This window comes from Pseudomonas sp. NFX15 (assembly GCF_049132105.1).
Taxonomy (GTDB): Bacteria; Pseudomonadota; Gammaproteobacteria; order Pseudomonadales; family Pseudomonadaceae; genus Aquipseudomonas.
In genome coordinates this window covers 28,619-50,166 of sequence record NZ_JAFMPV010000037.1, presented here as the reverse complement: position 1 = coordinate 50,166, position 21,548 = coordinate 28,619, and the positions used below count along the sequence as shown (strand labels likewise).

The 21,548-nt window shown below is 62.3% G+C and carries 25 protein-coding genes; 10 read left to right on the top strand and 15 right to left on the bottom strand.

From position 1 onward, the window contains the following. Window positions 1–544 precede the first annotated feature (544 nt). The 8 genes from J1D76_RS25630 to J1D76_RS25595 all read right to left on the bottom strand — a co-directional run bounded on the left by J1D76_RS25630 (window position 545) and on the right by J1D76_RS25595 (window position 6,795). Window positions 545–1,225 carry a class I SAM-dependent methyltransferase gene (locus J1D76_RS25630; RefSeq protein ID WP_421141174.1) on the bottom strand — a complete coding sequence of 227 codons (681 nt, stop codon included), beginning with the start codon at window positions 1,223–1,225 and terminating at the stop codon, window positions 545–547. An 89-nt stretch (window positions 1,226–1,314) separates the two neighbouring features. Beyond that, complete coding sequence (locus tag J1D76_RS25625) at window positions 1,315–1,398, bottom strand: DUF4287 domain-containing protein (protein ID WP_421141176.1); 84 nt, start codon at window positions 1,396–1,398, stop codon at window positions 1,315–1,317. After that, complete coding sequence (locus J1D76_RS25620; RefSeq protein WP_421141173.1) at window positions 1,395–1,916, bottom strand: cytochrome C; 522 nt, start codon at window positions 1,914–1,916, stop codon at window positions 1,395–1,397. Before J1D76_RS25620 ends, J1D76_RS25625 begins: the two co-directional genes overlap by 4 nt. Window positions 1,917–2,141: 225 nt before the next feature. Then, window positions 2,142–2,663, bottom strand: a complete 522-nt coding sequence (locus tag J1D76_RS25615) for a methylamine dehydrogenase light chain (RefSeq protein ID WP_421141172.1) — start codon at window positions 2,661–2,663, stop codon at window positions 2,142–2,144. A gap of 18 nt (window positions 2,664–2,681) precedes the next feature. After that, the gene (gene mauD, locus J1D76_RS25610) at window positions 2,682–3,308 is read right to left on the bottom strand and encodes a methylamine dehydrogenase accessory protein MauD (protein WP_421141170.1); all 627 of its coding nucleotides are present in this window, start codon (window positions 3,306–3,308) and stop codon (window positions 2,682–2,684) included. Between the two features lie 5 nt (window positions 3,309–3,313). After that, window positions 3,314–3,853, bottom strand: coding sequence for a MauE/DoxX family redox-associated membrane protein (locus J1D76_RS25605; protein WP_421141169.1), 540 nt, complete (start codon window positions 3,851–3,853; stop codon window positions 3,314–3,316). A gap of 11 nt (window positions 3,854–3,864) precedes the next feature. Then, complete coding sequence (locus J1D76_RS25600) at window positions 3,865–5,013, bottom strand: amine dehydrogenase large subunit (RefSeq protein WP_421141168.1); 1,149 nt, start codon at window positions 5,011–5,013, stop codon at window positions 3,865–3,867. A gap of 300 nt (window positions 5,014–5,313) precedes the next feature. Further along, the gene (locus J1D76_RS25595; protein ID WP_421141167.1) at window positions 5,314–6,795 is read right to left on the bottom strand and encodes a sensor histidine kinase; all 1,482 of its coding nucleotides are present in this window, start codon (window positions 6,793–6,795) and stop codon (window positions 5,314–5,316) included. A gap of 380 nt (window positions 6,796–7,175) precedes the next feature. Between J1D76_RS25595 and J1D76_RS25590 the strand changes: the two genes are divergently transcribed. The 9 genes from J1D76_RS25590 to feaR all read left to right on the top strand — a co-directional run bounded on the left by J1D76_RS25590 (window position 7,176) and on the right by feaR (window position 15,198). Next, entirely contained in the window at window positions 7,176–8,339 is a 1,164-nt protein-coding gene (locus J1D76_RS25590; protein WP_421141166.1) for an acyl-CoA dehydrogenase family protein, read from the top strand. A gap of 30 nt (window positions 8,340–8,369) precedes the next feature. After that, window positions 8,370–8,741 (top strand): hypothetical protein, encoded by a 372-nt coding sequence (locus tag J1D76_RS25585; RefSeq protein ID WP_057715413.1) that lies wholly within the window; start codon window positions 8,370–8,372, stop codon window positions 8,739–8,741. Window positions 8,742–8,744: 3 nt separating this feature from the next. Further along, complete coding sequence (locus J1D76_RS25580; protein WP_421141165.1) at window positions 8,745–9,215, top strand: nuclear transport factor 2 family protein; 471 nt, start codon at window positions 8,745–8,747, stop codon at window positions 9,213–9,215. Further along, on the top strand, window positions 9,212–10,357 hold the full coding sequence (locus tag J1D76_RS25575) for an amidase (protein ID WP_421141164.1): 1,146 nt from the start codon (window positions 9,212–9,214) through the stop codon (window positions 10,355–10,357). The genes J1D76_RS25580 and J1D76_RS25575 overlap by 4 nt, the downstream gene beginning before the upstream one ends. 23 nt (window positions 10,358–10,380) lie before the next feature. After that, entirely contained in the window at window positions 10,381–11,664 is a 1,284-nt protein-coding gene (locus J1D76_RS25570) for an aromatic ring-hydroxylating oxygenase subunit alpha (protein ID WP_421141162.1), read from the top strand. Then, on the top strand, window positions 11,661–12,161 hold the full coding sequence (locus J1D76_RS25565) for an aromatic-ring-hydroxylating dioxygenase subunit beta (RefSeq protein WP_421141160.1): 501 nt from the start codon (window positions 11,661–11,663) through the stop codon (window positions 12,159–12,161). Before J1D76_RS25570 ends, J1D76_RS25565 begins: the two co-directional genes overlap by 4 nt. Window positions 12,162–12,171: 10 nt before the next feature. Beyond that, the gene (locus J1D76_RS25560) at window positions 12,172–12,912 is read left to right on the top strand and encodes an SDR family NAD(P)-dependent oxidoreductase (protein WP_421141159.1); all 741 of its coding nucleotides are present in this window, start codon (window positions 12,172–12,174) and stop codon (window positions 12,910–12,912) included. 261 nt (window positions 12,913–13,173) lie between these two features. Further along, a complete protein-coding gene (locus J1D76_RS25555; protein ID WP_421141158.1) occupies window positions 13,174–14,124 on the top strand; it encodes a PDR/VanB family oxidoreductase in 951 nt (316 codons plus the stop codon). A 153-nt stretch (window positions 14,125–14,277) separates the two neighbouring features. After that, the gene (gene feaR, locus J1D76_RS25550) at window positions 14,278–15,198 is read left to right on the top strand and encodes a transcriptional regulator FeaR (RefSeq protein WP_421141157.1); all 921 of its coding nucleotides are present in this window, start codon (window positions 14,278–14,280) and stop codon (window positions 15,196–15,198) included. 231 nt (window positions 15,199–15,429) lie between these two features. Here feaR and J1D76_RS25545 read toward each other — a convergent pair whose 3' ends face one another. Then, window positions 15,430–16,059: a response regulator transcription factor gene (locus J1D76_RS25545; RefSeq protein ID WP_110662334.1), complete on the bottom strand. Its 630-nt coding sequence runs from the start codon at window positions 16,057–16,059 to the stop codon at window positions 15,430–15,432. Between the two features lie 258 nt (window positions 16,060–16,317). Between J1D76_RS25545 and hpaC the strand changes: the two genes are divergently transcribed. Beyond that, entirely contained in the window at window positions 16,318–16,830 is a 513-nt protein-coding gene (gene hpaC, locus J1D76_RS25540) for a 4-hydroxyphenylacetate 3-monooxygenase, reductase component (RefSeq protein ID WP_103395704.1), read from the top strand. Window positions 16,831–16,926: 96 nt separating this feature from the next. Here hpaC and J1D76_RS25535 read toward each other — a convergent pair whose 3' ends face one another. The 6 genes from J1D76_RS25535 to J1D76_RS25510 all read right to left on the bottom strand — a co-directional run bounded on the left by J1D76_RS25535 (window position 16,927) and on the right by J1D76_RS25510 (window position 21,345). Continuing rightward, entirely contained in the window at window positions 16,927–17,328 is a 402-nt protein-coding gene (locus J1D76_RS25535) for an ExbD/TolR family protein (RefSeq protein ID WP_347907311.1), read from the bottom strand. A 1-nt stretch (window position 17,329) separates the two neighbouring features. Continuing rightward, window positions 17,330–18,052 carry a MotA/TolQ/ExbB proton channel family protein gene (locus J1D76_RS25530; RefSeq protein WP_421141155.1) on the bottom strand — a complete coding sequence of 241 codons (723 nt, stop codon included), beginning with the start codon at window positions 18,050–18,052 and terminating at the stop codon, window positions 17,330–17,332. An 84-nt stretch (window positions 18,053–18,136) separates the two neighbouring features. Next, the gene (locus tag J1D76_RS25525) at window positions 18,137–18,949 is read right to left on the bottom strand and encodes an energy transducer TonB (protein WP_421141154.1); all 813 of its coding nucleotides are present in this window, start codon (window positions 18,947–18,949) and stop codon (window positions 18,137–18,139) included. Between the two features lie 57 nt (window positions 18,950–19,006). Beyond that, window positions 19,007–19,801, bottom strand: coding sequence for an ABC transporter ATP-binding protein (locus J1D76_RS25520; protein WP_421141153.1), 795 nt, complete (start codon window positions 19,799–19,801; stop codon window positions 19,007–19,009). 11 nt (window positions 19,802–19,812) lie between these two features. Next, window positions 19,813–20,574, bottom strand: coding sequence for an ABC transporter permease (locus J1D76_RS25515; protein ID WP_421141151.1), 762 nt, complete (start codon window positions 20,572–20,574; stop codon window positions 19,813–19,815). A gap of 9 nt (window positions 20,575–20,583) precedes the next feature. Continuing rightward, the gene (locus J1D76_RS25510) at window positions 20,584–21,345 is read right to left on the bottom strand and encodes an ABC transporter permease (protein WP_421141149.1); all 762 of its coding nucleotides are present in this window, start codon (window positions 21,343–21,345) and stop codon (window positions 20,584–20,586) included. Window positions 21,346–21,548: the final 203 nt, after the last annotated feature.

Below are 21,548 nucleotides of genomic sequence, written 5' to 3'. Positions count from 1 at the left end.
GAAGAAGACACGGATTGATGAATCGAACTATGATTTTTCATGGACTCGCCCTCGCTGTCGTTGGCTGTTTAGACTGCCACCGTGGCGCATTGACGCCTCGGCTTGGGCGAGTCCATCCAATTACAGGATTGTGGGTGGGCGCAAGAGCGGTGTTTGATACCAAACCTTGTAGGAGCTGGCTTGCCAGCGAAAGCGCCAGACCAGCCACCGCCAATGTTGGCTGTGCCGACGCCTTCGCTGGCAAGCCAGCTCCTACAGAATTGTGGGTGGGCGCAAGAGCGGTGTTCGACACAAAACATTGTAGGAGCTGGCTTGCCAGCGAAAGCGCCAGACCAGCCACCGCCGATGTTGGCTTTGCCGACGTCTTCGCTGGCAAGCCAGCTCCTACGGGATTGTGGGTGGGCGCAAGAGCGGTGTTTGATACAAACATTGTAGGAGCTGGCTTGCCAGCGAATGTGCCAGTCCAGCCACCTCCAATGTTGGCTTTGCCGACGCCTTCGCTGGCAAGCCAGCGCCTACAGGGATTGTGGGTGTGTCTGCTATATCAATTTTGAATCTGCCGACGCTCGGCCACCAACAGCAACGACTGTGGCACCGGGCTCTGCGGGTGCTGCGGCTCTTGCAAACCAACCAGCGCAAAACCGGCCATGTCCAGCGCGTTCAGCCAACTGGACAGAGTACGGAAATACCACGGCATGGGCTGCCACTGGCCCTTGAACGTGGAAAAGGTTTCCTCCCGCCAGCCATCCTGATAATCACCTGCCGCTGCCGTCCACGGATGCAGCGTCTGGATCAGCAGCGCACCACCGGGGGCGAGCAGGGTATTCATGGCCGCAAGCAGCGGGATGATGTCTTGATGCAGCAAAGCAAAATTGGCGCAGATCAGGTCGTAGTCGCGACCAATGTCGACGTCTGCTTGCGCCAGTTGTTCATAACTCGCCAGGTGCACGGTCGCTGTCCCCGCCGTCCGCGCCGCCTCAACCAACGTCGCATCGCCGTCCACGCCGACCGCTTCAATGCCCCGGTCCCCCAGCGCCCGCAGCAACCAGCCTTCGCCGCACCCCAGATCAAGCACACGTTCGGGCTGGCGACCCATGATCGCCAGCAGGATGGCTTGGTCGGTCACCTTCAGGCGGCTTTCGATGGTGCCGTTGCGAATGGCCACGATCCAGGCCTGGGCGTTGTGGTGCCAGCTGTCGAGCAAGGGGGATTTGGCGGCTGACATGGGCATGTCCGGCGTGATGGGTTCGATGAAAGGATAGGGCACAGGAAGTGGTGGCGCCCGTTTTGTCCGGCGCCACCGACAGCGCGTGCTCAGCCGCTTTGGGTGGCGGCCAGGTGGTAGGCCACCAGCGCGTTGGCATGGCCATGCCCCATGCCGTGTTCCGCCGTCGTCAGTAATTCATCCCGTCTTCAATCGCGATGCCCTGGGCGCGCATGGCCTTGATCAACTCGACGCGGGTGCCGGGCAGGTTGAGCATGGTCTTGGCGCGCAGCGTCGTGACTTCCTCGGCGGTGTAGGGCTGGTAGTCGGCCGGCCGGCTCTGGCCCGCCATGCCGTCCTCACGCATCAGCCAGTTGATCAGGTCTGCCAGTTGCGCGTTGTTCAGCGCCGACTGCGACATGCCCGGAACCCGCACCAGGAATTCGCGACCGCCGGGCACCTTCAGGAAATTGCCGACAAACCCCTTCATCCGTGGCACGTCGTTGGCGGCAGAACCTGTGCCGTCGTTCAAATGGCAGCCGGCGCATTGCAGCTGGTAGTTCACGCCAACGCTGTACCCGGCCTGGGCAATCGGGGTCTGCGGGGATTCATTGCCCGGCGCGTGGTGCTGGTTCGGGTTGGGAATGGCCCGGGCGAAAGCAAGTGGGGCGCTCAGGGCGCAGACGAGACCGAGCAAAATAAAACGACGCATTTAACCGAACTCCACTGATGACCGTTTGGTACCCGTGTAGGAGCGAGCTTGCTCGCGAAGGACGTCAACGATAACGCGGGCAAAATGGTTTAACGCGCCGCCCTTGAGTTCTACGCGAGCAAGCTCGCTCCTACAGGTACACACACACAAAGCAGTAAAAAAAAGGAAAGCAGCCACAGAAAAAAAAGCCGCCGATTGCGCGAGCAACCGGCGGAAATTGCGCGTTTAAATGGCGACGCCGCGGATCACCGACACGGTGCAGTGGTAGATGTGCGATTTGGCGGCCAGGCACCAGTTCACATCGTTGTTGTTGAACGGGCGATAGGCCGGTTCTTCACTGTCGTTACGCGTACAGGCGCACTGGGCGCAGCTTTGCTTACCGCAGCAGTCGTTGTACGAAATGATGTAGTCCTTGCCGTCAGCCGGGTTGCGGCAAGTACCGATCCAGGACACTTGCGAGGCTTCGGTGCCCGGTGGGCAGGAAGTCACCGACCCGCCGCAGCAGCTGCACAGAAAGCCGTCGATGGAGCAGTAGCGCCAGTAGTCGCAGCTGTTCGGATCACCCGGGTCACCGGCTTGCGCAGGTTCGGCGGCCAGGGCCTTGCTGGTGCGATCCAGCGGCAACAGCAGGGGCAGGGCGGCGCCAGCCACCATCAGCGACCCCATGCGCGACAGCAATTTACGGCGCGAGGTGGTGTCGGCGACACGGCGGGTCGAGCGCTCAAACAACAGATCCAGCAGTTTCATAAACGTCTCCCTGCCTTATCAGTGGCTATGGCCGTGGCTGTGGCTGTGGTCGTGGGCATGCGGTTGGGCATTGAGGTATTGCTGCAGCGTGGCGTGCTTCAAGTGCTCGACCTCGAACAGGCTGTCCAGGTGCTCGCGGGAGTTGACCAGGCCTTTGGCGCGCAGGGTGCCGGACTTGTCGATCAACGCCGCGTACGGCAGCTTGCCGATCTGGTAGGTCATGCCCACTTGCGGGCCGACCACGTAGGTGGCGTCTTCGAGTTTGTGTTCGCGGATCAGCGCTTGCTGGGCGTCCATGTCGCCATCGCTGACGAACACCACGTCGAGGTTACCGGCTTGTTCCTTGGCGATGGATTTGATCGCCGGCAGCAACGACTTGCAGATCGGGCAGGTCGGCGAGAGGAAGAACAGCAGTTGCGATTTCTCGCCGGCATAACCGAAGTTCACCGGGCGACCATGACGGTCAGCAGCAGTGATTTGCGGCGCGGCTTCGTTGACCGCCACGCCTTTGTCGACCATCAGTGCGCCAGCCGGCGCCAGGCGACCGTGCAGTACGCCAATCTGCCGCACCAGGCCCATGACGACAAACGCCACGGCCACCAGCAGCACCCAGAGCAGAACGTTGGAAACGATCAAGCCTTCCATTTCGATTACCTACCAATCAATTTGAGCAGAAGAGGGGAATTCGCCAGCAGGCCATCGGCCGCGGCGTAGATGAGCAGCGCCACCGCGGCGGAGGCCAGGGTCACGAAGCCATCGAACAGGGTCAGGTCGCGGGCCACCGGTGCGAGGCTGGCCACCAGCGCCAGCGCAACCAACGCGCTGTTGCGCGCCAGCAGTACCGGGCGCAGCGGTTGTGCCTGGTCAGGGCCGGCACAGCCGCAGTCGATGTCGGCACGACCGCGCCACAGGTTGATGCCGATGGCCGCGGCGTACAGCGCCAGCAGGCTGGCGGCGCTCAAGGCGGCATAACCGCGGCTGACCGGCATCAACAGGGCAAAGGCGATGGCCAGTTCCAGCAGCGGCACCAGCCGTGCCGTCGGGCGCACCAGCCCCTGGGGCAGCAGTTGGTAGTCCGCCAGTTGCCGAGTGAAGCGGGCCGGCGCGCGCAACTTGTGGGTCGCGGCGCTGGCCAGCAACACCGCGATGGCGATAGCGCTGGCAATGATGAAGATCGGATCTGTGTGCATGGCCGAACCTCTTAGTAGCTCATGACCTGGGTCGCGGTCTTCGCGACTTTCGGCATGCTGCCGGTCAGCTTGTTGGTCTTCAGATCAAAGATCTGCAAACCGCCTTCGACGTCGACACCCAGCAGCAGCGGCTTGTCGTCGCCGGTGGCCTGCATGCTCCACACCGGAACCGGGGCCTCCAGGGTCGCTACCTTCTTGTGGGTCTTGAGGTCGAACGCCCATATCAGCGGGCTCGGGTCTTCCCACTTCATCGGTTCGTGAGCGTCGTGCATCAGCACGTACAAGCGGTCCAGCTTCGGCGAGGCGGCCATCAGCTGCCAGCCCCCCGGCGCCCAACCGGCTTTTTTCTCTTCGTCGTTGACCAGCGACCAGGCCGGCAGGATTTTCGGTGCATCACCGGAGAAGTCCACGGGCCGCACGGTGCCCAGGGTGGTGGTGAAGTAGTAGGTCTCACCGACGTTGATCGCGCGCTCTACCAGTTTTTCGGCGTTCGGATCAAAGAACGGCGTGCGGCTGCGTGCGGTTTCCTGACCCTGGTCGTTGAGGGTCACCACTTGCAGGCTGCCGTCGCCGCACAGGGAGGCGAAGCGGCGATTACCGATCGGGTAGTTGAGCACGCAGCCCGGAATGGCGATTTCCCCGGCAACGGTCTTCGCCTGGGTATCGACCACCGTCACCGAGGTGGACGGGGTGAAGTTGTAGACGTAGATGAACTTGTCATCGCCGCTGGCGTTGAGCGAATAACGCTGGGTCAACGATTCGGCGCGCTTGTTCGGCAGCGATACTTCCCAGGCCGGCGACAGGGTCGAGCTGTCCCAGGCGGTCAGCACGTCGGTGCGGGTGCCGCGGGTGCCGCGCGAATACCAGATGTCGGCGCTGTAGAGGGTTTTCTTGTCGTGACTGAGGGTCGACGGTGCGGCAAAACCGGTGGGTACCATGCCCAGCACACGCTTCTGGTCCGGGTCGACCACGGTCACGCGACCGACCACGAAGCTGTCGAATTCAACGTCGATGATGAACGCCCGGTGAGCTTCTGGTGGAAACGGTAGAACGGTCTGGCCAACGGTGCCGGCGGGCAAGTCCGCACGGGCACTGTTCAAACCGAGTACAAGCAGGCTCAGGCCTAGCGCTGACTGTACGGAGATCCTGTTTGTTCGCATACGGGGAACTTCCTGAATTGTTGGTAACGCGGATCGCGGGTGCTTTGGCAGATTTTTACCCTTTGATTCTGCCGTGCCGCGCCATCAGGAGAATTGCCCTGCCTGCCAAGTGTTTGTGTGTCTGTGCCAGTGTCATGAAATCTGTGCCAAAGCCTGATATTGCAGGGCGGCGGGAGCGTTTATCGGACGCAAACCTGCAGGCGCTGGCTTGCCAGCGAAGAGGCCCTCGGGTTCAGCGCAAACCTCAAGGACGCCTTCGCTGGCAAGCCAGCTCCTACAGAGGGGTGGGGGAAACACGGACTAGAGGGAGGTGGAGAGGGGCAAGGAAAAGGTAAATACCGCGCCGCACGGCTCCAGGTTTTGCGCCCAGATATCGCCGCGATGGCGGCCGATGATGTTCTTGCACAACGCCAGGCCAATGCCGTTGCCGCTGACCTTGGACGAGAAGAAACCGTCGAACAGCTTCTCTTGCGCCTGGGCCTGAATGCCCCGGCCGCGGTCTTCGATGCGTACCAATGCCACCTCATTCTCACGGCTGGCATGGATGCGCAACAGACGCCTTTCGGCCGGCAGGTCAGCCATTTCTTCGATGGCGTTGAAGGCCAGGTTGAGGATCACCTGACCGATCAGCACTTTCTCGCAACTCACCATCAGCGGTTCGGGCGCCGCGACCACCTCCACCCGCACCAGGCTCGGATCGGCGCGCAGGCTGATGAAGTACTGGGTTTCGCGCAGCAGCTCATTAAGGTCGACCCGCTCTTCGGACTGCTCCAGCTTGACCACGTAATCGCGCACGCTCTTGATAATCACCGAGGCATGTTCGATTTGCCGCACCGCGTTCTGCAAACCCCAGGCGACGCCTTGATCGGTTTCCCCGGCGTTGCCCAGGCGAATCACCGTGCCTTCGATGAAGTTGCGGGTGGCGGCCAGTGGTTGGCTCAATTCGTGGGCGATGGCCACGGCCATTTCACCCATAGCGTTGTAACGCGCCAGGTACTCGAGTTTCTGTTCACTGACCCGCCGCGCTTCTTCGGCCCGGACCTGCTCGGTGACATCGCGAAACAGCAGCAGGTGGCCGACCAGATCGTCCTCGATCTCGATGTAGCGGCAGGTCGCGTCATGCCAGCGCCACTCGCCATCGCGGCGCTGCACCTTGTAATGCACGTTGAACGGCGCGTGTTCCGGCGTCTCATGGGCAAACTGTTGCAGCAGGCGCTGGCGTGAGGCCTCGTCGCACCAGACCAGGAAATTCTTGCCCATCAGCGTATGCACTTCGCTGTCGAGCAGGTGCGCGCCGGAGTCGCTGATAAAACGGACATCACCCTCGGGGCCGAGCACCGCCACACCCTCGGCCAGGTCCTGCATGAACGCCTTGAGCCGGCTCTCGAAACGCTTGAGATCGCGCTTGACCTTGTCCTCCTTGGAGATGTCGCGGAACTGCACCATCAACACATCGCGACCGTCCAGGTGCACCAGGGTCGCCACCGCCTCGGACAGGATCTCCACCCCTTGCTTGGAGCGATAGCACCACTCGATGGCCCGTTGCCCGGTGCGCGCCGCGCCTTCCAGCCAACGCAAACCCACCGAGCGCCGGTACTTCGGCGCGTCGCTCGTCATGTCCGGGGCTTTGAGCGGCGTCAGCTCTTGCAGGGTAAAACCCAGCGCCGCCAGGGCGGCGGCGTTGGCCCAGAGAATCTCCTTGGTGTGCGCGTCATGAAGAATGATGCACAGCGGCATGGCTTCGATCAGCGTGTAGAAGTCGTTCGGTTTTGGCAGGTACATCGCACGGCCCTTGGCGGCAGGGGTTTGCAGTATGGCGCTTTATACCTGCTCGCACAGCGCGATGCGCTCAGAGGTAACCGGCGTGGGCCTAGGGGTTTTCTTTAGCGGGGAGGCTGCACGCCCCAATAGTTGCGCCGCGGTACGGTTTTTACACTGGGTCCCATCAACGTAACGGTCGCTGCCCCCGCATCACTGAATCACCCCTTGTAGGAGCCGGCTTGCCGGCGAAGGCGCCCTTGAGGTCACCGCTGAATTCGCGGGCCTCTTCGCTGGCAAGCCAGCTCCTACAAAGGGAATCAGCGTGCAGTCACCGGCACTTATAAACGGTCGCCAGCGTCCAGCCTGGCTCCAGCTAATAACAAGCAATACGGAGAAAGCCCATGCTGCGTTCAGCTGTCGCGCAACAAGACCCTGTGTCTGCCCCGGTCGTGCCAATGGTCGAGAGTCAGCTATTTCAGCAAGTGCTGGATGAGGTGCGTCAACGCCGCGAGGAATTCGACGCCGGCTCCCACGTGCCTCGGGACATGATCGAGCGCTTCAAGCAAGTGGGCATCTACCGCGCTGCCACGCCGAAATGCTTTGGCGGCGACGCCCTGGCGCCGGCGCTGTTCCTGCACATGATCGAACGCATTTCCGAAGCCGACGGCTCTGCCGGTTGGGTCGCCAGCTTTGGCAGCGCCGGCGTCTACCTCGCCGCTCTGCCGCCAGAAACCCTGGCTGAACTGTACGCCGACAGCCCGGACCTGGTGTTCGCCGGCGGCCTGTTTCCGTTGCAGCCGGCCGAAGCCGTCGAAGGTGGTTATCAGGTCAACGGCACCTGGAAATTCGCCAGCGGCTGCAAAGGCGCAGACCTGCTCGGCGTGGGCATCGGCGCGGCGGGCGGTAAGCCACGCACCGCGGTGTTCCGCCCGGAGCAGGTGGACATCGTCGAGAACTGGGACGTGGTCGGCCTCAAGGGCACCGGCAGCCACGACTTGCGCGTGACCGACAAACCCGTCGACGAACGCTGGACCTTCATCCGTGGCGGCGCCGCGACCATCGACGAACCGCTGTTCCGCTACCCGTCGATTGCCTACGCCGCGCAAGTGCTGGCGGTGGTCAACCTCGGCCTGGCCCGCGCCGCACTGGACGAAATCAGCCGCATGGCCGGCGGCAGTGGCATCACCGGCGCGCCGAAATTGTCCGACCGCGCTTACGTGCGCATCGAGATCGCCAAGGCCGAAGCCAAGCTCAGCGCCGCCCGCGGTTTCTTCTACAACGCCACCGAACAGGTGTGGAACTCGATCCTCGCCGGCAACCCGGTTACCCCGGAACAAACCAGCCTGCTGCGACTGTCGGCGATCCATGTGTCCCAGGCCGGCGCCGAAGTGGTGCACAGCGCCTACAGCCTGGCCGGCACCACCGCCATTTATCTGCGCCATCCGCTGCAACGCTACCTGCGTGACTCGATGGTAGTGACCCAGCACGCCTTCCTCAGCGAAGGCCTGTACGACGGCGCCGGCTCGGTGTTCCTCGGCGTGCCGCCGTTCCCGGGCTACATCTGACCCTCATTATTTTTTCAAGGAACTTCACCCATGTCGCAAACCACCCAAGAACCACTGCGCGTCGTCTTCTGCATCGGCATCACCCAGAACTTTTTCGACCTGCCCACCGGCGAAGGCCTGAGCGTTTGGAAAGGCTTCAGCCAGATGATGGGCGATCTCGGCGCCATGCCCGGCATCACCGTGCTCGGCGCAATGGACGACGATCGCTTGATGGTCGGCCCGTCGACCACCTCGCCGTGGACCGTGTACATCATGGCCGACGTCGACTGCCACCAGTCGGTGATCGACGCTTGCAACCTGTTCCGCACCACGCCGGTCGGCCAATACAGCCTGTGGCGCTACGCCAAGATCGAAGCGCGCATCGGTCGCCCGCTGACCATCCCTGATGCGGCCAAGGTGTAAGCCATGAACGAGACCTTGCTGCGGCGTCTGGCGACGCTCGAAGGGGAAAGTGCGGTGCGCCGCCTGATGGCGCGCTACATGGACCTGTGCGATGTGCCGCGGGTGCTCACTCAGGTCAGTGAATTGGCTGAGCTGTTCTGTGCAGACGCGATCTGGGAAGGCGTTGGCAGCCAGACGGCGCAGACCTTCGGTCAACACCGGGGACGCGACGCTGTGGCGGCATTCGTCGGCGGTTACCTGCCGCCGTCCGACCACTTCAAGCTGAACCTGCACTACCTCACCAGCGAGTCGATCGTTGTCGACGGCAGCGGGGCGCAAGGGCAGTGGATCATGCAGCAGATTTCGACCTACGCCGATGGCCGCAACGAGTTGTTCGGCACTCGGCTGAACATCGATTTTCGTTGTGTCGACGGCGTCTGGCTGATCGCGCATTTTCGCACCCAGCGTTTGTTCAATACGGAGTTGAGTGCATGAGTACCTTCATCAGCGAATTCCTCCTCGGTGGCAGTGGCAAGCGCGTTGCGATCAAGGACTCCATCGACATCGCCGGCCATCCGACCCGCTCGGGCAGCCGGGCCTTTGCCGAGGCCCCGGCAGCGACGAAAAACGCTGACGTGGTCGACGCCATCCTCGACGCCGGTTGGCAGATCGTCGGCAAGACCAACCTGCATGAACTGGCGTTCGGCGTGACCGGGATCAACGACTACACCGGCACGCCGATCAACCCGCAGGCGCCGGATCGGGTGCCGGGCGGTTCGTCCAGCGGTTCGGCCTCGGCGGTCGCGGCCGGCCTGGCAGACATCGCCATCGGCACCGACACCGGTGGTTCGGTGCGCGTGCCGGCAGCGTGCTGCGGGGTTGCCGGGTTGAAGCCGACTTATGGTCGCGTCAGCCGTGTCGGTGCGCATCCGTTGAATTCCAGCCTCGATTGCGTCGGGCCGTTCGCCAGATCCATGGACGACCTGATCGCCGCGATGCAGGTGATTTGCCCAGGTTTTGCAACGCAAGGTTTACCAGGGGCGAATGCCAAAGTCGGCTTCCTCGAAGTCGCCTGCGACCCGCACCTGCAAGCGTGCCTGGGTGCCGCTGCCGACCGTGCCGGTTGGCATCGCAGCAACTTGTACTTGAGCGAATTCGAAGCGGCCTTCGCGGCCGGCCTGACCGTGATCAATTTTGAAAACTGGGCGGCGTTCGGTCACCTCACCGGCAAAGGCCTGATCGGCGCCGACGTGGAAACCCGTCTGCTGGCCGCCAGCCGTACCGACGCACAGGAAGTGGCCCACGCCGAAGCCGTGCGCACCCGTTTCACCCGGCAGGTGGACGCGGCGCTGGAAGACTTTGCGGTGTTGCTGTTGCCCACGCTGCCGAGCCTGCCGCCGACCCTCAGCGAAGCCCGCGCCGGCAGCAAAGCCGTGGCCGGCATGACCCCGCTTGTACGACCCTTCAACTTGAGCGGCCACCCGGCACTGACGGTGCCGGTGGAGCTCGATTGCGGCGGGCTGAAAGTCGGCCTGCAAATCGTTGGCCGCAAAGGACAGGACGAACGGGTCTGCGCCTTCGGTGCGCAACTGCAACACAGCATGGCCGGCGAACGCCCAGCCTCCAAGAAATCATAAAAACAAGCCATGAGGAGAACCGCATGAGCACTCATGAATACCGGCTGATCGCGACGTCGAAAAGCCCCGAAGACCTGGTCCAGCATGACCGCGTCGACGTCTCGCTGTACAACGATCCGGCGCTGTTCGAAGCCGAGCTGGACAAGATTTTCTACCGTACCTGGGTGTGGGTCGCCCATGAAAGCGAAGTGCGCAACAGCGGCGACTTCAAAACCGCGACCATCGGCCGGCGTCCGGTGATTGTCGTGCGCGACAAGAAGAACACCATCAACGTGCTGGAAAACCGTTGCCGGCACCGTGGCGCCACCGTGTGCGAAAAGCACAAGGGCAACGCCACCGGCTTCACCTGCCCGTACCACAGCTGGTCCTATGGCCTGGACGGCAAGCTGCGTGCGCTGCCGTATCCGGATGGCTACGAGGGCATCCTGGAGAAATCCGAACTGCCGCTGACCAGCCTGCGTGTCGAGAGCTACGCCGGCATGATTTTCGCCAGCTACAACGACGAGATCGAACCGCTGGAAGATTTCCTCGGTGGCGCCAAGCACTGGATGGACCTGTTCATGAAGCAGGGCGCGGGCTACCCGATCAAGACCCAGGGCGAACACAAGTTCAGCTTCAAGGGCAACTGGAAGATCCAGTTGGAAAACACCACCGACGGTTATCACTTCCCGATCGTGCACAAGTCGTTCATGTCGTCGGTCGATGAAGAAACCTCGGAAATGCTCTCGTTCATGACCGACGAACACGCCGTGACCCACTCGCTGGGCAACGGCCACAGCGTGATGGTCATGGTCCCGGAGCACGTCGATCTTGATCACGACGACGGCAGCGAGCAGTTGCAGGAGCGCTTCGCCCATGTGACTGAAGAGCTGTCGAAGACCCTGCCCGCCGATCAGGTGCGTCGCATTGTGCGTTCGCTGCACGGCGCCGGTTTCAACCTGAACCTGTTCCCTAACATCGCGATGTCGATGTCGTTCTTTCGTGTGCTGCGCCCAGTGTCGGTCACCGAAACCGAGATCCGTCACGTTGCCCTCGGCATGGACGGCGGCCCGGAAATCGCCAACCGCGAGCGTATGCGCATTCACGAACACTTCCAGGGCCCGTTCGGTTTCGGCAGCCCTGACGATGCCGAGGCCTGGGATCGCGTGCAGCGCGGCTCGTATGCCGGCGTCGATGCGCCAATCCTGGTCAACCGCGGCCTGAACCGCGAAATCACCGCTGAAAACGGCGACAAAGTCAGCCACGCCACCGACGAAGGCGGCATGCGTGGTGCCTACGACATGTGGAAAAGGATGATGAGCCAATGAGCAATCACGACACCCTGAACGGTTTTACCGGCCCGTTGGCCCAGGCCATGGAGTTCATCTGGCGCGAAGCCGAACTGCTCGACCACAAGAACTACGCCGAATGGGCGACCCTGTGGAGCGACAGCGGCAAGTACATCGTGCCGATCGACCCGGACACCGAAGACTTCGAAGCGACGCTGAACTACGCCTACGACGATGCACGCATGCGCGCCTTGCGTATCGAGCGCTTGAGCGCCGGCTTCTCGCCGTCGGCCGTGGACGCGGCAAAAACCATTCGCACCGTTTCGCGGTTTCGCCTGGTGGAAGCGGCCGGTGACATCGTTGAAGTCAACTCCGCACAGTTGCTGTACGCCTACAAGCGAGGCGTGCATACGCCGTTCGTGGCCGACCTGAACCACCGCATTCGCTTCACCGATGGCATGCCGTCGCTGGAACGCAAAGTGGTGCGCCTGATCAACTCCACCGACAGCCTGAGCGCGCTCGGCTTCCTTTTGTGAGGGTTTCATCATGAGTCGAGTAGCCCTTGTTACGGGCGCTTCGCGTGGTTTGGGCGAGTGCATCGCCCGCCGTCTGCACGCTGCGGGTTATCGCGTCGGGCTGGCCGATGTGCATCTGCAGGGCGTGCAGCAACTGGCTGCCGAACTGGATGGCACTGGCGCCAGCGCCATGGCCATCGAACTGGATGTGCGCAGCAAGGCGGATTTCCAGCGTGCCCGCGACCTGCTCACCGAGCAATGGGGCGGCACTGACATTCTGGTGAACAACGCCGGCGTGTCGAAAGTCGCGGCGCTGATGGACATCACCCCGCAAGAGTTCGACGAGTCGATGGCGATCAACCTGCGCGGCACCTTTGTTGCCTGCCAGGTGTTCGGTGCGCACTTCGCCGAGCGTGGCTTCGGGCGCATCGTCAACATCGCGTCCCTGGCCGGGCAAAACGGCGGCACCGCCACCGGCGCGCATTACGCGGCGGCCAAGGGCGGCGTTGCGACGCTGACCAAGGTCTTCGCCCGTGAGTTGTCGCCGCAAGGGGTGACAGTCAACAGCATCTCGCCAGGCCCGCAGGACTTGCCGATCGTGCGCGAAAGTGTGGCGCCGGAGCGTCTGGAGCAGATCCTGAAAATGATCCCCACCGGTAGCCTCGGCGACCCGACGTTCGTCGCTGACAGCGTATTACTGCTGGTCGCCGATAACGCAACCTCCGTGACGGGCGCGTGCTGGGACATCAACGGCGGCTTGTTCATGCGATAAGCGATCCTATGGCTGAACAAATAACCCTGTAGGAGCTGGCTTGCCAGCGAAGGCGTCAACACTGGCGATGCAAGACTCAAGACCGCCATCGCAGGCAAGCCAGCTCCTACAGGGGCCGGGTGAACAGCCATCCCTGTAGGAGCCGGCTTGCCGGCGAAGGCGCTCTGATGGGCGATGTATGACTCAAGGCCGCCTTAGCTGGCAAGCCAGCTCCTACAAGGGGGCCGTGTTTGACAAGAAAATTTATATTCAGGTGATGCAATGATGAAGGTGAAGATCGAAAGGATCGTCGACGAAGCGCTGGATATCCGCTCCTTTCGCCTCGTGCGCAGTGACGGCCAGCCGCTCGACACCTATGAACCGGGTGCCCACGTCGACCTGACCGGGCCGACCGGCGTAACCCGTCAGTATTCGCTGTGCAGCCCGCCACAGGATCGCCGCGCCTACCTGGTGGCGGTGAAGAAAGAAGCGCAATCTCGCGGAGGCTCGCAGGCTTTGCACGAGCAGGTGCAAGAGGGCATGGAGCTGGAAATGGGTGCACCACGCAACCTGTTCCGTCTCGATGACGGTGCCTGCGAACACGTACTGTTTGCCGCCGGCATCGGCGTCACACCGCTGCTGAGCATGGCCTATAAACTGGCCGAAAGTGGTCAGCCTTACCGCCTGCATTATTTCGCCCGTTCGGCGCAATACGCTGCGTTTACCGAGCTGCTGGCGACACAGTTTGCCGATAACGTCGAGTTTCACTACGGCATAGAACCGGCTGATCTCGACAGCGCATTGAGCGCCTGCCTGGACCGCGCCAACCCCGCAGCCCACGTCTACACCTGCGGCCCGGCCCCGTTCATGAACAAAGTGGTGGAAGTCGCTGCACGCAGCCGTTCGGACGATTCGATTCACCTGGAACACTTCGCCGCAGACCCCGCGGCCAACAGCGCCCCGGCCGGCACCTTCGAAGTGGAATTGGCCAGTTCGGGCGTGGTGCTGCACGTGCCGGCCGACGCCAGCCTGGTCGACGTGCTGCAAGCCCACGGCTGCGATATCGACACCGAGTGCCGCGAAGGCATCTGCGGTACCTGCATCGTCGAAGTGCTGGACGGCGTGCCGGAGCACCGTGACAACTGCCTGTCCAATAAGGAAAAGGCGTCGAACAAGCAGATTTGCGCTTGTGTATCCCGGGCGCTCTCCGCTCGTCTGGTATTGGACCTGTAAGACTAAGGAAGGCTGGAAAGCACGCGCCGGAGCCTGTTAAATCGGCGCCCGGCGGCCATCGAGGGAGGCGATGGCTACAGAAACAACCGTGTTAGCGAACCGTTCGATGAAACGGTCGAAAAATAACAACAAGAAGCGTGAGGCTTTGCGGACATGATTACAGCATCGACGGTGCGCAATGAGGCGTTCGAAAGTTGGTTGAGCCAGGTGAACCAGGCCTGTGGGCGCTTTGACGCGCGGGCGCTGGACACGGATTTCTACGGCGAACTGGCGGAATTTCGCAGCGGGGCGATCAACCTGAGTGTGGTCGACATGGCGCACGTGCATTTGTATCGCACCAGCAAGGACGTCAGCACCAGCAGCGACGGCCACTATTACGCGGTGTTCCAGATGCGCGGCAGCTCGCAACTGGAGCAGGGCGACAACCGAGCGCAACTGGGCTGTGGCGACATCGCGCTGATCGACGCCAGCCGCCCGAGCGACATGATCTACCACGACGATTGCCGGCAGCTGTCGCTGATTCTGCCGCGCCAGGTGGTCGAGCGTGGTTCGCACTTCAACGCCGTCAACTGCGCCACGCGCATTGCGTCCAGCAGCCCTTTGGCGGCGATGGCCAACAAACTGGTGCTGGACACCCGCCAGCAGGACGGGCTGGACATGCAGGAAAGCGAGGCCGTGCTCGACGCGCTGGCCAGCCTGTTGCTGCCGGGCATCAGCGCTCGCGACAGCGTTGCCGATCCCCATGAACGGCAGTTCCGCAAGATCATCGCCTTCATTGATGCACACCTCAGCGACGAGGAACTGTGCCCCGAGTTGATCGCCCGTGAAGTGGGGATCTCCGTGCGCGGCCTGTACCGCATGTTCTCCAAGCGCGGCCTGGTGGTGGCGCAATACATCAAGCACCGCCGCCTGGACTTCTGCGCCGAAAACCTGCGCCGCGCCGATGTCGACCAGAAGCTGTCGGCGCTGTGTTATGCGTGGGGCTTCTCGGATTCGAGCTACTTCTCGTCGGCCTTCAAATCGCGTTTTGGTGTTTCGCCGGGCGCTTATCGCAAGCGGTATAGCCAGATCTGACACCCACCCTTGATGTTGGATGTGCCGACCCCTTCGCCGGCAAGCCGGCTCCTACAGGGACCTGCCGCGAACACGAATCCTGTGTACGACAAAAATCCACTGTAGGCGCTGGCTTGCCAGCGAAGGCGGTGTGTCATTCAACACATTAGATGGCAGGCTGACCCCTTCGCCGGCAAGCCGGCTCCTACAGGGATCTGCTGCGAAAACGGCCTGTCGGCAAAGACAGAATGATCAATGCCGCACCGGCTCTTCCACCGGCAAATGCAGCACCTCGCGCACCAGCATGGCAATGCTGCTCACGCCCATCTTTTCCTTGATCTTGGTGCGGTGCACGTCAACGGTCTTGACGCTGATGTTCAGCTCCCGCGCAATCACCTTGCTGGCCTTGCCATCGATCACCAGCATCAACACTTCCCGCTCACGGCTGGTCAGCAGTGCCAGCTTGCCTTGCAGGTTCTGACGCTGCTGCTGGTCGGCCTGGGCGTGCACGGCGGTCTTCAGTGCGGCCTGGATGCGGTCGATCATCTGCTGCGGGTTGTAGGGCTTCTCGACGAAATCCAGGGCGCCGTTCTTCATTGCCGTGACCGACATCGGAATGTCGCCATGGGCCGAGACGAAGATGGTCGGCAAGGTGCTGCCACGTTGGTTGAGGATTTCCTGCAACTGGAAACCGCTGGTTTCCGGCATGCGCACATCCAGCACCAGGCAGGCGGGCTGCTTGGGGTCGTACTGGCTGAGGAACTCTTCGGCGCCGGCAAAGCACTGCGCCTGCACGCTGACCGACTCCAGCAACCACGCCAGCGAAGTGCGCAGGTCCTTGTCGTCGTCAACGATGTAAACAATCGGTTTGCGGGTTTCCATCAGGGCTGCCACGAAAATTCTAATGATTGTTTTCGCACGCGAACGCACGGCATGCATTGGCTCGTCTTTCTTGAGCCAGTGAGCAGAATACCCACTGTGGCCGGCCCTTGCGATAAAGAAACCACCTAGTCGACTAGCGGAAACCCAACCTCGGCATGGGGATCGTCAGAATGGTTACGCAGCGCCTGCAGCCTTAGTCTTGTTCCATCAGCTACGGGCCGCAAGAAGGCGGTCCTCCTAGAAGGAAGGGGCATCGACATGGCCGACCTGAGCCAGCAGCAAATCGACTTTCGCAACGCCATGGCGCAGCTGCCTGCGGCGGTGAATATCATCACCACCAATGGCCCTGGCGGACGTTGCGGCATCACCGCCAGCGCCGTGTGCTCGGTGACCGATTCGCCGCCCACCGTGCTGGTGTGCGTCAACCGCAACAGCGCCACCCACGACGTGTTCCGCACCAATGGTCACTTGTGCGTGAACGTGCTGTGTGGCGAGCAGGAAGAACTGGCCCGGCATTTCGCCGGCATGACCCAGGTGCCGATGGCCGAGCGCTTCGCCTGGGACCTGTGGGATGACGGCGCGGCCGATGTGCCGGTGCTGCGCGATGCCCTGGTACAGCTGGAAGGGCGGATCAGCGAGTGCAAGGAAGTGGGCTCGCACTCGGTGATGTTCGTCGAGCTGACGAAGGTCGGCGTGCGCGAGCCGCGCGACAGCCTGGTGTATTTCAACCGCCTGTTTCATCGCGTTGAGCATGCCAGCGCGCATTGCTGAACTCCACCCATACCTGTAGGAGCTGGCTTGCCAGCGATGTGGCCCTGAAGACCGCTATCGCCGGCAAGCCGGGCTCCTACAGTGACCGCGTGCGGTTTACCTCGCGGTGATCACCGACAGTTTGCTGATCCCCGCGCGCTCGATCGACGCCATGGCGCGGGCCACTTCGCCGTAATTCACGCCGTCATCGGCCTGCAATTGCACGCGCACTTCCGGGTCTTTGGCCTTCGCCGCCTGCAGGTTGAACTCCAGCAGATCCGGCTGGATCTCATCCTTGTTGATGAACAGTTTGCCGGCACCGTCGATGCTCACCACCAAAGGGTCCTTCTGCTCTACCGGCGCCACCGCTTCGGTTTTCGGCAAGTTGATCGGTATCGCATTGGTCAGCAGAGGCGCCGTGACGATGAACACCACCAACAGCACCAGCATCACGTCTACCAGGGGCGTGACGTTGATCTCGCTGAGTACTTCATCGCTGTCTTGTGTAGAGAAGGCCATATCAGGACGCCTCCTTGATTTTCTGCCCTGAGGTGCTGGCGGCGGATTTACCCGCGACAGGGCTCAGCAGTACACGGAATGCATGTTTCTGCGCCAGGCTGTAGAAGTCGTGCGCAAAGTCATCCAGGTCTGCTGCCGTCAACTTCAGGCGACGCAGGAAATAGTTGTAGACCAGCACCGCCGGCACGGCGACAGCAATACCGACGCCGGTGGCGACCAGTGCGGCACCGATGGGGCCCGCCACGGTTTCCAGGCTCGCCGAGCCCGCCGCACTGATCCCTTTCAATGCAGACATGATCCCCCAGACGGTACCGAAGAGGCCGATGAAGGGCGAGGTGCTGCCAATACTGGCGAGGATGGCCAAGCCGGTTTCCAGCGAGCGCCGTTCACGCACGATCTGCTGGCGCAAGGCACGCTCAAGGCGGTCCTGATGATTGATCGACTGGCTGAGGTCAGCGTTCTGACTGTCACTGATCTGGATCGCGTTGTAACCGGCAAGCGCAACGCGGGCTGCAGCGCCAGGCAGGTTGTTGGCGAAATCGGCGGCCGATTCAAGGCTCGAAGCGGCCCAGAACAGCCGATGGAATTTTCGGTCCTGCGTCTTCAACCGGGTGAACTGCAGGCCCTTGAGCAAGGCCAGGCCCCAGGTCGCGACGGAGAAGACAATCAGCAGCCAGATGACGGCGTGTTCGATGGATTCGAAGGGGGAGGTGAGTAGACTCATGGTCGGGTGCTCCAACAAGGCATTAGATCAGTTGTAGCGATGCGCCTTTTGCCAGGTAGCCCGCAGGGTTTCGATAGGTTTGAGTTACTTGATTTTGAAGTCGATGGGCACGCTGACCCAGCCGTCCAGCGCGGTGTCGCCTTGCTTGGCCGGGACGAAGCTCCAGCGTTTCACGGCGGCCAGTGCGGCGTCGTCCAGCGATTCGCGGCCACTGCTTTTTTGAATCTGGATTTCACCGGGCTTGCCGCTGGCCAACACATGCACGCGCAACAGCACCGTGCCTTGCCAGCCCCGGCGCAAGGCCTGGGACGGGTACTCCGGCGCCGGGTTGTGCAAGTACCCGGCCGTTGCCGAAGCCGGGGTCACGGGCTGAGGGGCAGGCGGTGCCGCAGGTGCTGGCGCCGCGGCCACCGGTTGCGGCGTCACGGCGGGGGCAGGTTGCGCTGTCACCGGCTTGGCCACCGGTTTGGGCACTGGCTTGACCACAGGCTTGGGCTTGGGTATCGGCTTGGGCGGTGGTGGCTTCACGGCCAATTCATCTTCCACCGGTGGCGGCGGCTCCACCACGGGTTGGGCAATCGGCTCGGGCGCAGGTGGTTCGACAACGGGTGGCGCCGGCCGGGAGAACTCGATGGTCATCGGCGGGATTTCCGGGGGGACTACGGGCAGTTGCGGCGTAGGTGCCTGGCTGACCCAGACAATCACCGCGCCATGCAGGACCAGCGCCAACACCCCCAGCAAGACCACCTCGCGACGACTCAACAGCCGTTGCGGTGTGCGGTGCAGGCGAGACAGTGCCAAGGGTTCGCGAAATACCCGGCCAAGGTTGAGCAGCTCACCGAGGCCCGGGCCCTGGAATACCTGCGGCAGACTGGCGGGGCTTTGGACATTGCCCATTTGTTTACTCCTGTGAATCCTGTGGTTTTTCCACGCTTCGACGGACCGGTCCGGGCTTCAATGCCCCACCAGTTCCTCCAGCAGTTGTTCCTTGTAGCCTTGCAGCACGGTTGAAGCCCGGTCCCGGGGATGGGGCAAGTCGACCTTGATTTCGTGCTTGATCCGTCCCGGATGGGCGTCCATGACGATCACCCGGTCACCCAGGTACAGGGCTTCTTCGATATCGTGGGTCACCATGATCACGGTGCAGCGTTGTTGCACCCAGATGCGCTGCAGTTCGTGTTGAAGTCGTACCCGGGTCAACGCGTCGAGCGCGCCGAGGGGTTCGTCGAGCAACAGCACTTTCGGTTTGTTGATCAGGGCCCGGGCAATGGCGGCTCGTTGCGCCATGCCACCGGACAACTGGTGCGGGTAGGCATTCTCGAAGCCCTCAAGGTTGACCAGGGCAATGTGTTCGGCCACCAAACGGTCTTTTTCCGTCTGGGACAGTGGATGGTTTTTCAAGGCCAGGGCAATGTTCTGGTTCAGGGTCATCCACGGAAACAAACGGTGATCCTGAAACACGATCCCGCGTTCCAGGCTGGTGGCCACGATCTGCTTGCCATCGAGCAGGATGTCACCTTCATAGTCGGCCTCCAGCCCGACGATGAGCCGCAGCAGGGTGGATTTCCCGCAGCCGCTGGCACCCACGATGCTGACGAACTCGCCGGGGCGAACGTCGAGGTTGATGTTGCGCAGCACCGGCAAAGGCTGGCCTTCGATCCGATAGGCCTTGCTCAGGCCGCGAATTTGCAGCGCGCCGGACTGTAACGGAGTGCTGTGGGGCAGGATATGTTGGGCGATTGCGTTCATGGAGTGGCCTTTCAACGAATGTTGCGCCAGCGCAGCAAATGGCGGCTCAGAAGGGTGAATAGCAGGGTCATCAGGTAACCGCACAGACCGATGCACAACACGCTGAGGACGATGACTTCCATGCGTGAGCCGGCTTCGGCGTTCATCATCAGGTTGCCCAGGCCGGCTCCCGAAGACAGGAACAACTCGCTGCCCACCGCCGTGACCCAGGCAAACGCGAGCGCGTGCAGCACACCGGTGGCGATGCTTGGCAGCGCTGCGGGCAACAGCACATGACGAAACCGTTGCCAGCGGCTCAGCACCAGCACCTGGCCGACCTCGCGATAGCGCTGTTCGACATGGTGGAAGCCCTGGTAGGTGTTGAGAACCATGGGGTAGAAGGCCGCGAGGCTCACGATCAGCACCTTGGAGAACTCGCCGTTGCCGAACCACATGGCAATCAGCGGAATCCAGCCGAGCATGGGGACCTGGCGGATCGAATGAAACAGCGGCCCGATCAGCCGGTTGGCAAGTCCCGACAGCGCCATCAACACGCCCAACAGGACCCCAAAGAAAATGCCCAGCGCCAGGCCGGTGCTGGTACGCGCCAGGCTGGCCAACAGGTTCACCAGCAGCTCGCCATTGGCCAGCAGTTCGAGCAAGGCGGCGCCGATGGTCGACAGCGGTACAAAGGCGTAAGCCCCCGCCGCGTCCTGGCGCGACAGGTATTCCCAGCCGCCGATCAACAACAGCGGCAGCAACAGGCCACGGGATTTGGCAATGAGTCCAGACATCGAAGGCTCCTAGCGGGTCTGCCAGCGGAACAGCCGCTGTTCCAGTTGGCGAAAGCTGAAATCCAGGATGAAACCGATCAAACCGGTCACGACAATCCCGACCATCACCACATCGATGCGCAACATTTGCCGGCTCATTTCGATCATCTGTCCCAGGCCACTGTCGGCGGCGAGCAACTCGGTGGCCACCAGCACCACCCAGGCGCGGGTCAGGCTGATACGAAAACCGGTGATGATCGGGGGCGCGGCAGCGGGCAGGGCGATCTCCCGGACGAATGTCGGCCAGCGCAGGCGGTAGACGTCAGCCACCTCGAAGTAGCTGCGCGGAATGGCTTTGACGCCTTCGCTGGCGGCCAGCGCGACCGGGAAGAATGCGGTTTTGGCAACGATGATGATCTTGAAGGTTTCATCGATGCCGAACAGCAGCACGAACATCGGGATCAAGGCGATGCTGGGAATCTGGCGCAAGGTGTGGAACAGCGGCGAGCAGTAGATCTCGACGTTTTTCGACAAGGCCATGAGCACGCCGAACGCCAGCCCGCACAGTGAACCAATGCCGAACCCCAGCCCCAGGCGCGACAGGCTGTTGAGCAGGTGTTCGAGCAGCTCACCACTGGCCGACAGCGCTTCGAAAGTCCGCCACACCTGAGCGGGAGGGACCAGCAGGTTGCGCGGGAAAATCCCGGCCTCGGCGACCACCGCCCACAGCAACAACAGGGCAACAGGAGAGGTGAGCCAGCTCAGGGAGGACAACAGACGTTGAGTACGCATGGCGGTTCTTATTTCGGCGAAGTACCGAAGGGGTATCGCAAGAGCTGTGCCAGCAAATACCGATCACGCCAAACAACCCTGTAGGAGCCGGCTTGCCGGCGATGGCGGCGGTGCAGGCGACGTAGATCGTGCTGACCGCATCGCTGGCAAGCCAGCTCCTACAGGCCGTGTGTCGGTGCAATTGATGCCTGATCAGCACCCGT